We start from the raw sequence: 13,712 nt of genomic DNA, 5'->3' as shown, positions 1-13,712 counted from the left end.
TGCTGCTTTTCAAATTAAATACATTTATAATCATGTGTTTGGTGTTTCAGCATTTATGCCTTAAGCGTAGCGGAATCAGTTTCAAAAACCTGTAAAAGTTCGTACACTTTTTTAATACTGTCCATCCCTTTGCTTTTGAGTAATAAACGTAAACCTTGTCGGGTTTCTTTTTCCTTTAAGACAAATTGTTGAGGATGCGTTTGCACATGCTGTAAGACTTCTCTAAAGCGTGAGGTTTGGTAAAAAGGCGATTGTTGGTCGGCGATAAAATACCCGATTAACTGGTTTTGTTTTAAAATTAACTTTTCTAAGCCCATACTAGCAGCAATCCATTTTAATCTTACCGAATCGAGTAAATCTTGGGTTGGTACTGGAAGCGCACCAAAACGGTCGGTAAGTTCGGCTTCAAAAGCTTGTAAGTCGGCTTCAGTTGTAATTTTATTAAGCTTGGTGTAAAGGCTTAAGCGTTCTTTAACGCTATTGATGTAATCGTCAGGAAACAAAATTTCAAAATCAGTATCTATTTGGGCATCTTTTACAAATACGCGGTCAACTTCATTTGCTTCATCTTCATACACCTCTTTAAACTCGTTTTCTTTCAATTCTTCAATGGCTTCATTTAAGATTTTCTGGTAGGTATCAAAGCCAATATCTGCAATAAAGCCACTTTGTTCACCACCTAATAAATCGCCAGCACCACGAATTTCTAAATCTTTCATGGCAATATTAAAGCCGCTACCCAATTCTGAAAATTGTTCTAAAGCAGTAATGCGTTTACGGGCATCTGGCGTCATTAAGCTTGTTGGTGGCGTAATTAAGTAACAAAAGGCCTTTTTATTACTTCGGCCTACACGACCACGCATCTGGTGCAGGTCTGAAATTCCAAAATTATGCGCATCATTGATTAAAATGGTGTTGGCATTGGTCACGTCTAAACCGCTTTCTATGATAGTGGTAGAGACCAATACATCAAACTCATTATTCATAAACGCCAGCATGAGTTTTTCGAGTTTTTTACCATCCATTTGGCCATGCCCGACACCAATTTTGGCATCAGGTACAAGTCGTTGAATCATCCCAGCGACTTCTTTAATATTTTCGATGCGGTTATTGATAAAAAACACTTGACCGCCACGTTGAATTTCATAAGCTACCGCATCCCGTATTTGGTCTTCTGTAAAGCGAATTACATGGGTTTCAATCGGGTAGCGATTAGGTGGTGGTGTTTTAATAGTCGATAAATCTCTAGCGGCCATTAAACTAAATTGAAGCGTCCGCGGAATAGGTGTAGCGGTTAAGGTTAAAGTATCTACATTAGCTTTAATGGTTTTAAGTTTGTCTTTAACAGAGACGCCAAACTTTTGTTCTTCATCAATAATCAATAAGCCTAAATCTTTAAATTTAACATTTTTATTAACCAATTGATGCGTACCGATCACGATATCAATTTTTCCAGCTTCTAGTTCTTCTAAAACTTGGCGGCGTTCTTTAGCGGTTCTAAAACGGTTGAGGTAATCAACCGTAACGGGAAAATCTTTTAAGCGCTCAGAAAAGGTTTTATGGTGTTGAAAAGCTAAAATCGTGGTTGGCACTAAAACCGCGACTTGTTTGCCATTATCAACCGCTTTAAAAGCTGCTCTTATGGCGACTTCAGTTTTACCGAAGCCCACATCTCCGCATACCAATCGGTCCATCGGTTGTTGGCTTTCCATATCGGCTTTTACCGCTTCAGTTGCCGCACCTTGGTCGGGTGTGTCTTCATAAATAAATGAAGCTTCAAGCTCGTGCTGTAAATATGAGTCTGGCGCATATTGATAACCTTGGTCTAATTTACGCTTGGCGTATAGCTTTATTAAATCAAAGGCAATTTGCTTAACCTTAGTTTTGGTTTTTTTCTTTAGGCTTTTCCAGGCTTTGCTTCCTAATTTATAAATTTTAGGTGCTTTGCCGTCTTTGCCGTTGTATTTAGAGATTTTATGTAAGGAATGTATGCTTAAATACAACACATCGCGATCGCCATACACCAATTTAATGGCTTCTTGCTGCTGGCCTTCAACATCAATTTTTTGCAAGCCACCAAACTGCCCGATGCCATGATCAATATGCGTGACATAATCGCCTACTTCTAAGCTGGTAAGTTCTTTTAGCGTAATGGCTTGCTTTTTGGCATAACCATTTTTAAGGTGGAATTTATGATAGCGATCAAAGACTTGATGATCGGTATAACATAAAATTTTGGCATTAACATCAACAAAACCTTGGTGTAGCGGTAAAACTGAAGTTTGGTAACTTAAGTTATCGTCAATTTCGCTTAAAATATCTTTAAAGCGTTTGGCTTGCTGTTCGGTAGCGCAGCAGATATAGTTGGTAAAGCCTGCGTTGTTGTATTCTTTAAGGTTTTCAACCAGTAAATCGAATTTTTTATTAAAGGCTGGCTGCGGTTTCGTGTCAAAATTTAAATGTGTCGTTGCTGGAAAATAAGCCTGACCGTTAAGCTGAATTAAGCGGTAAGCCTCAAGCTGCTGCATGATGAGTTCAGCATTACAAAACAATTCGGCAGGTTGGGCATGCTTCACTTGTTTACTTAATTGTTCGAAGGCCGTTTGCGCTTTTTCAAACAAAAGGTCTAGTTGCTTGGCGAGTAAGTCAGGCGATTTAAGAATGATTAAGCTGTGGTTTGAAATATACTCAATAAAGCTCTGGCGTTTTTCATCTAGGGCTTTATTTTCAACATTCGGCATAATCGACACTTTTTTGTGTCGCTCTGTCGAGAGTTGGGTTTCGATATCAAAACTGCGAATACTTTCAACTTCATCTCCAAAAAACTCGATGCGGTAAGGCTCATCATGGCTAAATGAAAACACATCAATAATACCGCCACGCACCGAAAATTCGCCAGGTTCAGTTACAAAATCAACACGCTTAAATTTGTATTCAAACAAGACTTCATTCACAAAGTCGATTGATAATTGGTCTTCTAGTTTTAGTTTTAAAATACTTTTGTTGAGTTCAGCTTTAGTGACCACTTGCTCAAATAGCGCTTCAGGATAAGTCACGATAACTGATGGTTTTTTACGCGAATTAATGCGGTTTAAAACTTCAGCTCTGAGCAGAACATTAGCGTTGTCGGTTTCTTCAATTTGGTATGGTCGGCGATAAGAACCAGGATAAAATAATACTTGTTCATCACCGAGCAATTGTTCTAAATCATTTAAATGATAAGCCGCTTCTTCTTTGTCATCAAAAATCAGTAAAAATGGTTGGTCGAGTTTTTTGAAACATTCGGCCACGTAAAAAGAAACCGCCGAGCCCACTAAATGGTCAAGTTTAAATTTTGGTGCGACGCCTTTTTCTTCAGCTTGAAGCGCATTTATTAATTGCTTGAAATTAGCTGAATCGGCTAGGGCTGTACTAATATTGGTCTTGCTCATGGCTTGCAAATATAATAGATTTTGCGAGCCTGTAGCGGTCAATTATTTTATAAAAGAAGCTTAAAATGACTAATGACTTAGGTATTGATCAACCTAATTGAAGCTATGAATTAATACGAGGATGAACACAAACTGTTCATCCTCGTTTATTATTTAAAAATATACTCATTTAAGCTGAGTTACGGCTAGCGTTAATGTTACCAAATAAACAGCGTATGACTAATTTTTCATAAGTATCAAAGTCGGCATCCTTTTTCTGCATTTGAATTAAGGCGTGTTGCTGAATGCTGAGTAAAGGTAAAATAATTTTTTCTCGTGCACTTATAGACTGTCTTGCCCTCGGTTCATTTTCCATCAATTCATTTTGTTTTGTCAGTTGAAGCACCCATTTTTTAGTCAGTAGATATTCTTCTCGTAAATCTTTCCAAAACACACCATAAGTAGAATGTTCAGCCATGTAAGCCGTGAGTGGGAAATAGGTTTTTTTCATAGACATGATGCTATTATGCACTAATGATTTGAAAAAATCAGATGCTTGGTATAATTCTTCAACCATTTCAAATTGGTCTTTATAGTGTTCTAAGGCAGTGCCTAAGCCATAATACCCTGGAATATTTTGTCTAATCATACTCCAAGAACCGACAAACGGTATAGCTCTTAAATCTTTTAATTCTAGTTGAGCACTTGGTTTTCGCTTCGTTGGCCGGCTTCCAATGTTAGTAGCGCCATATTGTTTTAAAGGCGTCATGTTTTCTAAGTAGCCCGTAAATAATTCGTGGTTTTTTAAGTCAAGGTATTTTTGATAGCTGAGGTCTGACAAGTCGCCCATCACAGTTTTAAGTCTATCACTTAAGGCTTTACTTTGGTTAGATTTAATGCCCGACAATAAGAGTTGCTCAAAGTTATAAGAGGCTTGTTCATGCGTACCAAATACGCTAGTAATGGTTTGTCCTTGAATGGTTAATTGTATGTTTTTATTTTCGATATCAGGACCTTGTGAGGCATAAAATTGATGAGTTTTACCACCACCACGTGCTGGCGGACCGCCACGACCATCAAAAAAGATGACGCTAATGCCATACTCACGCGAAAGCTTAGTTAGGGTTTCTTTGGTTTTAAAAATTTCCCAATTGGCTTTTAAATAGCCGCCGTCTTTTGTGCCGTCAGAAAAACCTAGCATGATATGTTGCTCGTTTTGACGGGCTTTTAAGTGTGATTGGTAGGTTTTGTTTTCATAAAGGCTTTTCATGACATGATGTGCATTGCTCATGCCTTGCATGGTTTCAAACAGCGGGACAATATCAATATTAAGGTCTTTATCCTTATAACCAGAAAATTTAAATAAGCCATAAACGTTTAATACATCTGTAATTTTTTCAGCGTTTGAAATGATGTAGCGATGCACGCTTTTTAAACCATTTTTTTGCTGAAGTGATTGCACTTGTTGTACGTTTTTTAGCGTATCGCTAGTAAGCTCGTTGGTGTATTCTCCTGGTTTTGCTTTGGTTTCATGTTGAGTTAAAAGTTCAACTTGTTGGTCTTCATTTAGGTTTTTCCAGTTCAGATTAAATTCTTTTTGAACAATTTCCGTGATCACTTGAGTATGAATGGAGGCATCCTGACGAATATCTAAGGAAGCAAAGTGTGCGCCAAATAAATGAACACGACCTATAAAGTCGTTAATTTCATCGATAAAAAGGCTGTTGTAGTTTGTAATTACAATCGCTTTGACTTCTTCTAGTGTCGCTAGGATTTCTTGAGCACTAAGTGATGCCTCTTCTTGAAATATCTGGCGATACAATTGCTGCTTTAAGTTGTTTAAAAGAGTTTCAGTCTTTCTAAAGCTTATTTTTTTCATCAGCCATTTTAAATGGTGATAATAACATTTCATAATTGAAGTTCTTAGCTCGCTGGCTACGTCTTGAGTTGTTTCAGCATGAACAAAAGGGTTGCCATCGCGGTCACCACCTGGCCAAAAGCCAAGTTGAAGCAATTGTGGGTTAAAGTCAGGTTCAACTTCTAATCGGTCACAAATTTTATGGTAAAGTCTACCCAAAGTTTGGTAATACACATATCTTAAATAGAAAATAATGCTTTTGGCTTCTTGAAATGGTGTTGGCTTTTCTTTATTGATGAAAGGCGTAAAGGCTAGCTGTTGTAAGCTCTTATCAATTTGTTGAATGTCGTCTATTTTTATGGCTTCTCTTAATTGGTGCATAATGCCTTGCACCGTGTTAGGGTAAAATTGAGTTGGGTGTGCTGTAAATACCACCCGAACACCAAAGTTTTTAAAGTGCTGTATGGTTTCAGAGTCAAGCTTGTTATTTTCAAAAAATGCGTCGATGCCAGCTTTGTTAAATTCGCTAAAGGCGGCATCTTCAACACTATCAAACAGGACAACTTGGCGTTCTATATACTGCACCATTCTAAACAAGAAATCAAATTTTTCTTCGGTGGTTTTAACTGTGGTGTGCTGCTTTAAGAAATCGGTTATGACTTGATCTGGGCTTAACTTTTGCTTGTAATAATCCAAGCTCATTTTTTGAAGTAAAGGCACATAAACGCCAGTGTGTTTGATGTTTTCGTTGGGTAGGTTGGTGAATAGGCTGTTATAAATAAGAAATTTATTGGTGATTAAATTTCTGAACTTTTCTAATTTTACTTCTGATAATTTCATGCCTTAGAATTTAAAAAAACCAAGATAATAAAATTAGAAAAAGTCGAATATGACGAATGACAGGAAAACTAAAGATTATAGCATCTCGATTTTTTTAAAAAAAACTCCAGCAATGGCTTATAACAACAACTGAAGTTTTTAAGGTGTACAGTGCAACTTGAAGTCTATTTTATAAATTGAGCAGAACGTAAAATGGCTTCAACTTCAATCATTTGTGTCCGTTTAGAGGCTGAAGGTTTAAAGACAAAACCTTCTAGCATCAGGTAGGTGTTATCAGTTGTATTTTTAACCGCATAAGTTAAAAAGGGACCGCCCATGAAAAAGCCTTTAACCTCCCAAGTCCCTTTAACTTCATAGGCAAATTTACCATCGATTTTAGTTTCAAATAGGTAAGGTGCATATGCTTTTTCAGTGCTCATAAAACTCTCTTCGGTAGGTCCAGGAATTTTAACTTTGCCGATACTGTCGCGTACTTGAATGATATTTTTTAGAATACTATCGTTTTTCTCAATACTTTGGGCTGGCACTTCGTAAATGGTTAGCTCCATACTGCCATGTTTGATGTCTTTTCTTAGCCAAATAAAGTTGTCTTCTGTTTTAGCATAGCGATAAGCTGTGGGTAGATTTAAGCTGATATTAAATTCGTCTCTAATGGCTTGGTCATCTTTTAATGATTTAGCAATGCGTCTTTGGCGTTCTTTAATTTCAGTGGCTTGCAGGTCGTTTATGATTCGGTTGGCATTGGCTCTGAGAAGTGAGTCAAAAGCTGTTGTTGAGTTAGCACCAAATAAATAACCGACTTGAGGTTGAGCAAAGCTATCAACTAAGCGTTGAACTTGTGGTTGTCTGGTGTTTTCAAATTTGATGAAAATTCGGTTTTTACGGGCAAAGCCTGTAAATATTTCAGGTGGAATTTGTCTAAGGTTAAATTGTGGCTCTTGTTGCGGTAAGCCTTTAAAATCGGCGGCAAATACATCCCTAATATGTTCGCCTAATTTGCCATTCCAATCTTCATTTTCAACAATAACATTTAATTCGTTAAGGTTTCCAGAAGACTCGGCAATAATGCGTTGGCTAGGTTTATTTTGACAAGCCATAAATAGACCAAGAATTACAACTAAGCAGCTAATTTTGCGCATAAAATTTATTTTTAAAGACAGTAAATACCTATCTAATATCATTCCAAAATTGATTAAATGATAATTTTTTTATGATTTAACGTCTAAAGCATCGCGAAGTGCATTACCGATAAGCATAAATGCCATAACTAGCGACATGATGGCTAAACCAGGAATAATTGCTAAATAAGCTTTACCAACAATAATATAGCTGTAGTGATCTTTAATCATGGCACCCCAGCTCGGAATAGGAGGTTGTGCACCAATCCCTAAGAAACTAAGACCGCTTTCAATTAAAATAGCAGCTGCAAAATTAGCTGCTGAAATAACGATAACGGGCGCGATGGCATTGGGTAAAATATGTTTAAACATGATGCTGCGATGGCCTAAGCCCAATGTTTTAGCGGCGATAATATATTGCTCATTTTTTAAACTGATAAATTGTCCACGGACAACTCTTGCCACTTCTACCCACATGGTGAGTCCAACTGCTATAAATACCTGCCAAAAGCCCTTACCTAACACAAGCGTAATGGCAATAACCAATAAAAGTGTTGGTATAGACCAAGTAACATTGATAAGCCACATAATGGCTTGGTCTACTTTGCCACCAAAATAACCTGCAATAGCGCCTAAACTGATGCCGATAAGAAGCGAAATAAAAACAGCCACAAATCCAATTGATAGGGATATTCGGCTTCCGATAAGTAAACGGCTTAATAAATCTCGGCCATACTTATCAGTGCCGAGCCAGTAGGTTTGCTTGTGAATGATTGAATTGTTTTTTGAACTTACCTCAGATAGCGGAATAACCTGATCGAATTTAGTTTGAGAAATACCATAAGTATTGTAAAATAAACTATCATTTTTGAGTTGATAATTTTCAATAGGAACAAATTCTGCTGAAGCTGATTTACCTGTTAAAAACCAAGTACTATTTTCGTTTACAACCGCTGTTTTATAAAAACCTTTTGCTTTAAATCCTGGTGGTTTAGAATGTATACTCAAAGCCATTTGGTTAGCATTTACCGAATTATCTGGTGCAATAATGTAGGCTAATATGGCAACTAAACTGATTAAAACGACATAAACAAAACTAGAAACGCCCCAAAAATTTCTTTTGAATTTTTGGAGCGCCAAGTAGGTTTGTGAATGTTTATTTAACCACACCACAGCGGTTTATGGTTTTACAGACTTTTCGGCCACTTTATAATTTACCTTTGTTTCAAGTTCGCTTAAAACTTGAATGGCTTCTTCTACATAAGCATCTTTTGATAGGCTTTTGTACCAGCGCTTACGTTTTTCAGCTAAAGCCGTGTCGCTTTTAAATTTAGCCATTTCGTAAGGTAAGGCTTTAAAATCCAGATTATTAGAGTAGTCATTGATTTCTTCAAAGCGTTTAGACTGTTGGCGCATGTCGTCTTGTTCTGCTCTGTAGATTTCATAATTTAAACTAAAGGTATTCATGTCTCTTTGAGACTTGATCCATTTTGCATTATCGTCAATTAATTGAAGCACTTTGTTTTGATTTAAACGCTTGGTAGAATTTTTAACGACTTCATCGTAATTTTTATAACCATCCCAGGCTGAATAAGAAGCGGCTGCAATTTTATCCCATGGCATTGGGTTTTCGTAATCGCGTTCTCCAATATCGATGTATGAGTAACGGTCTGGAACAGGAACATCGCTTTCGACACCTTTTAACTGCGTAGAGCCGCCATTAATTCGATAAAATTTTTGTGTGGTAATTTTTAAAGCGCCCATATCACCAAATGTACTATTTTTCATCCAACGGTTAAGGTCAACCACATTTTGAACAGTGCCTTTACCGTAGGTTTGCTTACTCCCAATAATAATAGCTCGCTTGTAATCTTGCATGGCTGCCGCTAAAATTTCAGAAGCTGAGGCTGACAATTCATTGACTAAAATAACTAAGGGTTTATTCCACAATATATTACGGTCGGTGTCTTTTAAAACTTCAACATCGTTTTTACGATCTCTTACTTGAACAACAGGCCCATTTTTAATAAAAAAGCCTGCAATATCAACAACTGTTGAGAGTGAACCACCACCATTATTCCTTAAATCGATTATAAGTCCTTCGACATTTTCTTGGTTAAGGCGCTCAATTTCTTTTTTTATATCAGATGCGGCATTTCTGTTTTTGTAATTATTAACATCAAAATAAAATTTTGGTAAATTGATGATGCCATAATTGTGATTTTCTTTCTTAGTCACTGCAGTTTTGGCGTAGGTTTCTTCAATTTCAACAACATCTCTAACTATTGAAATATTTTCAATTTTACCGTCTACTTTCTTAACGGTTAATGTTACCACTGTAGATTTTGGCCCTTTGATTAGCTCTACGGCATCACTGAGTCGCATACCTGTAATTGTTACCGCTTGGTCTTCGTCTTCTTGTTTGACTTTTTGAATGACATCACCAACTTCTAGCTTTCCGTTTTTCCAAGCAGGTCCACCAGAAATAATTTCAACAATTTTAATGTTGTTGGTTTGTTTTTGTAAGCGTGCACCGATACCTTCTAATTTTCCTGACATTGAGATATCAAAACGCTCTTTATCTTGCGGTGCTAAGTAATTCGTGTGTGGATCAAATTGGCTTACAATACTGTTGATATAAATACCAAACCAGTCTTTACGCTCTAAATCGCTCATGGTTGAATAGAAATTTTTGAGCGATTTTCTAGTTAGTTCGCGCGCTTCAATTTCTAGTGAATCTAAAGACTTAGGTTCAAAGTCATCTTCATCTTTTTGGCGTTGTTCTTGTTCTTCAACTAAGTCGGTGTAGTTTGATAAAGTTGTAAACTTCAGTTGTTTACGCCAGCGCTCTTTAAGCTCTCGGTTGTTTTTAGCATAATTTAATTCATCATAGTCTGTTGAAATATTTTCATCTTTACTAAAATCAAAAGGCTTATCTAAAATTTCAACATAAAAGTCTTCAGTGACCTTCATTTGAGTTTGTAAGTCTTGGTGGGCTTGGTTAAAAAAAGAGATGTCTTTGCCTTTTATGGCATCATCTAATTCAGTTTTATAAGCTGTTAAGTCGTTAATTTGCTTTTGGGTGAAATAGCGTTTCATTGGGTCTAGCGTACCCATAAAATCTTTGTAAAGGGCTTTTGAAAAAGCATCGTCCATGGCTTTCATATCGTAATGCCCTTGATTAATCACAAAACTGATCAGTTCAATAAGCACTTTATCTTTATCTGAATCGCTATCAAATTTCTTGGTGGTAAAACTGCACGATGTGATAGAAAGTACAGTAATGACAAATAGTACAAATATGTTTTTCTTCATAATTTAAAATATCTTCAAATAAACAAAAAATTGAACTTTAATGACTTCAATTTAAATTTAAAATTAATGTAAAATCAATCGTATTCAACTAATAATTTGTTAAACCTAATAAACAGGCTTAAATCTCCTATAAAGTTTTACTTTTGACCTAAAATTTAGGTTATGAACAAAAAACCACTCATTTTAGTCACCAATGACGATGGAATTACAGCACCTGGTATTCGGCATTTAATCTCTATAATGAAAACTTTAGGTGAGGTTGTTGTTGTCGCACCCGATCGACCACAAAGTGGCATGGGACATGCAATAACTATCAGCGATAATTTATATTGCGATCCTGTGACTATCGATAAATATTCTGAAATTAAAGAGTATAGTTGTTCGGGAACACCGGCCGACTGCGTAAAAATTGGAACCCAAGAAATACTTGACCGTCAACCAGATTTATTAGTTAGCGGCATTAATCATGGCTCTAATGCTTCTGTAAATGTAATATATTCTGGAACCATGAGTGCAGCTGTAGAAGCGGGTATTGAAGGGATTCCTGCGATTGGGTTTTCATTACTTGATTATAGCATGAAAGCTGATTTTAAACCCACCACAAAATTTGTTAAGCGTATTACCCAACAGGTATTAGAACATGGCTTACCTGAAGGTTGCGTTTTAAATGTTAACTTTCCTGTTGCTGAAAGCAGCGAAATTAAAGGCGTTAAAGTTTGCCGTCAAGCTAAAGCACATTGGCAAGAGCAGTTTGATAAGCGCTCTAATCCGCAAGGTCGAGATTATTATTGGCTTTCTGGAGAATTTATTAATAATGATAAAGGTGAAAATACCGATATTCAAGCCTTAGAACAAAATTACGTGTCGGTTGTACCTGTTCAATTTGATTTAACAGCGCATCGTGCAATGGAGACATTAAATAATTGGAAATTAAATGATTAAACAGATTTTAATAGGCTTTATAATAGGAGTGATTGCCAACCTTGCTGGACTATATTTATACGTTTATTTGTTTACAGACTATGAAATTGAGGTTGCCTTGCGTTTAAGCTATCAAGATGGCTTTATAGGCAAGCTGATTGCTTTAGGTGCTGTGCTTAATTTTTTACCTTTTTTTGTATTCATTAAAAAGAAGCAAGATTATCGCGCTAGAGGCGTTTTAATAGCCACAATCTTAAGCGCTATTTTAATTTTAATCAGTAAAATAATTGACTATGTATAGTAAAGAATTTGACGTACGCTGGAGTGATATAGATGCAAACAGACATTTGGCAAACTCGGCTTATCAAAACATGATGAGTCATGCGCGTATGGCGTTTTTAATACAAAATGGTTTTACTCATGAGGCTTTAATTAGTCATAACTTAGGACCAATTGTGTTTTACGAGCATATTTACTATTTTAAAGAAATTATGCCTGAAGATCAAGTTACTGTAAGTATCGCGCTTAAAGGTTTATCTAAGGATGGTCGTTTTTTTCAGTTTGAACATAATTTTTATAATCAAAATGGAAAGAATTGTGCTAGAGCTGAAATGATGGGTTCATGGATTGATATGAAATCTAGGAAACTAACAGGTTTACCAGATGAAATGTTACAAAGTATTGAAGCTATGGATAAAACAGCTGACTTTAAAGTGCTAACCAAAGAAGACACTCGAAAACACCAACAAGTGCCTAAAGATTTAAGTTAATCAAGACCTGGCACGTTTTCGTGCTGGGTTTTTAGTTACCATAAATACGCCAAGAAAAACTAAAACTGCAGATAATACTTTGAGTCCTGTCATTTGATCGACACCAGATATTATGGCATAGGCAATGGCAATTACAGGTTGTAGGTAAACAAATACGCCAATAGTAGATGCTGAAACTTGTCTTAAAGCATAGGTATTTAGTAAATAAGTTAGAAAGGTGGTTCCTACCACAACAAAGCTCATGCGCCAAATGGCTGAGAATGGTAAATTGATCCAGTCAACTTCAGTAAACTCGCTAATGGTAATTGGGAAATTGATAATTACTGCGGTTAAAAATAGCCACTTCATCAATGTAAACGGGTGATATTTTGCTGTTAAAGGTCTTACAACAATAAGATAAAGGCCAAAAGATAATGCATTAATAATAATTAAGGTATTCCCTAAAGGAATATTAGGCGCATTAGTTGTGGTTTCTTTTCCAAAAACAACTAAAGCTATAGCGCCAGCTAAGCCAATAATTGCACCACTTAATTTGAGTATGGTTAATTTTTCGCGAATTAATATGGCAGATAAAATAAACACTAAAATAGGTGATAAAGTCACAATCACCGAACTATTTATAGGTGTAGAAAGACTTAAACCCTTAAAGAAAAACAACATATTAATAACCATCCCAAATACAGCTGAAGCAATTAACCGTGGCCAATCTGAACGTTCTATTTTTTCAGGTTTAATGAACAAGCCAATCAACCAAAATAAAATTGCAGCGCCACTTACTCTAAGCAGTATGAAGCCTAATGGTTGAATATAAGTTGGCATCAAGCCTTTAGCTAAGGTATGGTTTATGCCATAAATACTAGTTGCACCAAAAGCAGCTAATAAAGCTAAAACCCTAGGACTCATTAAAAAAATCTTGTAAAGCTGTCTTGGTCGTTTTTGAGTTTCCAATAAAAACCTTTTCATCATAGACAAAAACAGGGCGTTTAAGCAAGGTGTAATGTTCTAGAATAAGCGCTTTTGTCTCATCTTCGCTCAATTCACGATTTTTAAGGTCGAGTTGTTTATAAATTCTAGCGCGTTTATTGAGTAAATCTTTATAAGAGTTGACCTGTTCTTTTAAAAACTCAAGTTCAGCAGAAGATATGTTGTTTTTTTTGATGTCTTGTTGGGTTAAATCATTTGGGAGATTTAGGCTATCTATAATTTTTTTACAAGTATCACAAGTTGAAAGGTAAAACACTTTTTTCATGATTCGGCGCTTTGTTTTTTCTTGAGACTTCGGTAAACGAAATATAATACGCCACCAACTAAAATATAAGGGAAAGCCATCAGGTAAACAATGCCATTGTTAATACCTTCGGCAGCACTATTGTCTACTTCAGACTCTAGTACTGCTCTACACATTGAACATTGTGCAAAGGCTTCAGCTTGAACAAAAATTAATAATAGAATATAGATAACGCGTTTTTTCATCATGTCA

11 protein-coding genes are annotated in these 13,712 nt (G+C 36.1%); 3 read left to right on the top strand and 8 right to left on the bottom strand.

Annotated features, from left to right (window positions below; translation table 11 throughout):
• Window positions 1–53 precede the first annotated feature (53 nt).
• The 5 genes from mfd to BUB82_RS08575 all read right to left on the bottom strand — a co-directional run bounded on the left by mfd (window position 54) and on the right by BUB82_RS08575 (window position 10,541).
• Complete coding sequence (gene mfd, locus BUB82_RS08595; RefSeq protein ID WP_073193211.1) at window positions 54–3,431, bottom strand: transcription-repair coupling factor; 3,378 nt, start codon at window positions 3,429–3,431, stop codon at window positions 54–56.
• Between the two features lie 169 nt (window positions 3,432–3,600).
• Complete coding sequence (locus BUB82_RS08590) at window positions 3,601–6,108, bottom strand: phosphoenolpyruvate carboxylase (protein WP_073193210.1); 2,508 nt, start codon at window positions 6,106–6,108, stop codon at window positions 3,601–3,603.
• 164 nt (window positions 6,109–6,272) lie between these two features.
• Window positions 6,273–7,247 (bottom strand): DUF4837 family protein, encoded by a 975-nt coding sequence (locus BUB82_RS08585; RefSeq protein ID WP_073193209.1) that lies wholly within the window; start codon window positions 7,245–7,247, stop codon window positions 6,273–6,275.
• A 69-nt stretch (window positions 7,248–7,316) separates the two neighbouring features.
• A complete protein-coding gene (locus tag BUB82_RS08580; protein ID WP_073193208.1) occupies window positions 7,317–8,396 on the bottom strand; it encodes an ABC transporter permease in 1,080 nt (359 codons plus the stop codon).
• Between the two features lie 9 nt (window positions 8,397–8,405).
• Window positions 8,406–10,541 (bottom strand): carboxy terminal-processing peptidase, encoded by a 2,136-nt coding sequence (locus BUB82_RS08575; protein WP_073193207.1) that lies wholly within the window; start codon window positions 10,539–10,541, stop codon window positions 8,406–8,408.
• 162 nt (window positions 10,542–10,703) lie between these two features.
• Between BUB82_RS08575 and surE the strand changes: the two genes are divergently transcribed.
• The 3 genes from surE to BUB82_RS08560 are packed head-to-tail and all read left to right on the top strand — an operon-like array spanning window position 10,704 to window position 12,232.
• Entirely contained in the window at window positions 10,704–11,483 is a 780-nt protein-coding gene (surE, locus tag BUB82_RS08570) for a 5'/3'-nucleotidase SurE (protein ID WP_073193206.1), read from the top strand.
• Window positions 11,476–11,763: a hypothetical protein gene (locus tag BUB82_RS08565; protein WP_073193205.1), complete on the top strand. Its 288-nt coding sequence runs from the start codon at window positions 11,476–11,478 to the stop codon at window positions 11,761–11,763. Before surE ends, BUB82_RS08565 begins: the two co-directional genes overlap by 8 nt.
• On the top strand, window positions 11,756–12,232 hold the full coding sequence (locus BUB82_RS08560; RefSeq protein WP_073193204.1) for an acyl-CoA thioesterase: 477 nt from the start codon (window positions 11,756–11,758) through the stop codon (window positions 12,230–12,232). Before BUB82_RS08565 ends, BUB82_RS08560 begins: the two co-directional genes overlap by 8 nt.
• On the opposite strand, the gene BUB82_RS08555 is transcribed toward BUB82_RS08560, so the two are convergent.
• From BUB82_RS08555 to BUB82_RS08545, 3 genes are read right to left on the bottom strand one after another with little or no spacing between them, the layout of a single operon-like run.
• Window positions 12,233–13,135, bottom strand: a complete 903-nt coding sequence (locus BUB82_RS08555; RefSeq protein ID WP_073193203.1) for a DMT family transporter — start codon at window positions 13,133–13,135, stop codon at window positions 12,233–12,235.
• Window positions 13,125–13,481 carry an arsenate reductase family protein gene (locus BUB82_RS08550; protein WP_073193202.1) on the bottom strand — a complete coding sequence of 119 codons (357 nt, stop codon included), beginning with the start codon at window positions 13,479–13,481 and terminating at the stop codon, window positions 13,125–13,127. The genes BUB82_RS08555 and BUB82_RS08550 overlap by 11 nt, the downstream gene beginning before the upstream one ends.
• Window positions 13,478–13,708 (bottom strand): hypothetical protein, encoded by a 231-nt coding sequence (locus BUB82_RS08545; protein ID WP_073193201.1) that lies wholly within the window; start codon window positions 13,706–13,708, stop codon window positions 13,478–13,480. The genes BUB82_RS08550 and BUB82_RS08545 overlap by 4 nt, the downstream gene beginning before the upstream one ends.
• Window positions 13,709–13,712 lie beyond the last annotated feature (4 nt).

The organism is Psychroflexus salarius (assembly GCF_900129035.1).
GTDB lineage: Bacteria > Bacteroidota > Bacteroidia > Flavobacteriales > Flavobacteriaceae > Psychroflexus > Psychroflexus salarius.
Note: the sequence above shows the minus strand (reverse complement) of the source record. Positions and strands in the feature narration are given on the sequence as shown.

Coding starts and splice junctions, on each gene's coding strand:
- mfd (WP_073193211.1), bottom strand. CDS start 3,431: ATGAGCAAGACCAATATTAGTACAGCCCTAGCCGATTCAGCTAATTTC.
- BUB82_RS08590 (WP_073193210.1), bottom strand. CDS start 6,108: ATGAAATTATCAGAAGTAAAATTAGAAAAGTTCAGAAATTTAATCACC.
- BUB82_RS08585 (WP_073193209.1), bottom strand. CDS start 7,247: ATGCGCAAAATTAGCTGCTTAGTTGTAATTCTTGGTCTATTTATGGCT.
- BUB82_RS08575 (WP_073193207.1), bottom strand. CDS start 10,541: ATGAAGAAAAACATATTTGTACTATTTGTCATTACTGTACTTTCTATC.
- surE (WP_073193206.1), top strand. CDS start 10,704: ATGAACAAAAAACCACTCATTTTAGTCACCAATGACGATGGAATTACA.
- BUB82_RS08565 (WP_073193205.1), top strand. CDS start 11,476: ATGATTAAACAGATTTTAATAGGCTTTATAATAGGAGTGATTGCCAAC.
- BUB82_RS08560 (WP_073193204.1), top strand. CDS start 11,756: ATGTATAGTAAAGAATTTGACGTACGCTGGAGTGATATAGATGCAAAC.
- BUB82_RS08555 (WP_073193203.1), bottom strand. CDS start 13,135: ATGAGTCCTAGGGTTTTAGCTTTATTAGCTGCTTTTGGTGCAACTAGT.
- BUB82_RS08550 (WP_073193202.1), bottom strand. CDS start 13,481: ATGAAAAAAGTGTTTTACCTTTCAACTTGTGATACTTGTAAAAAAATT.
- BUB82_RS08545 (WP_073193201.1), bottom strand. CDS start 13,708: ATGATGAAAAAACGCGTTATCTATATTCTATTATTAATTTTTGTTCAA.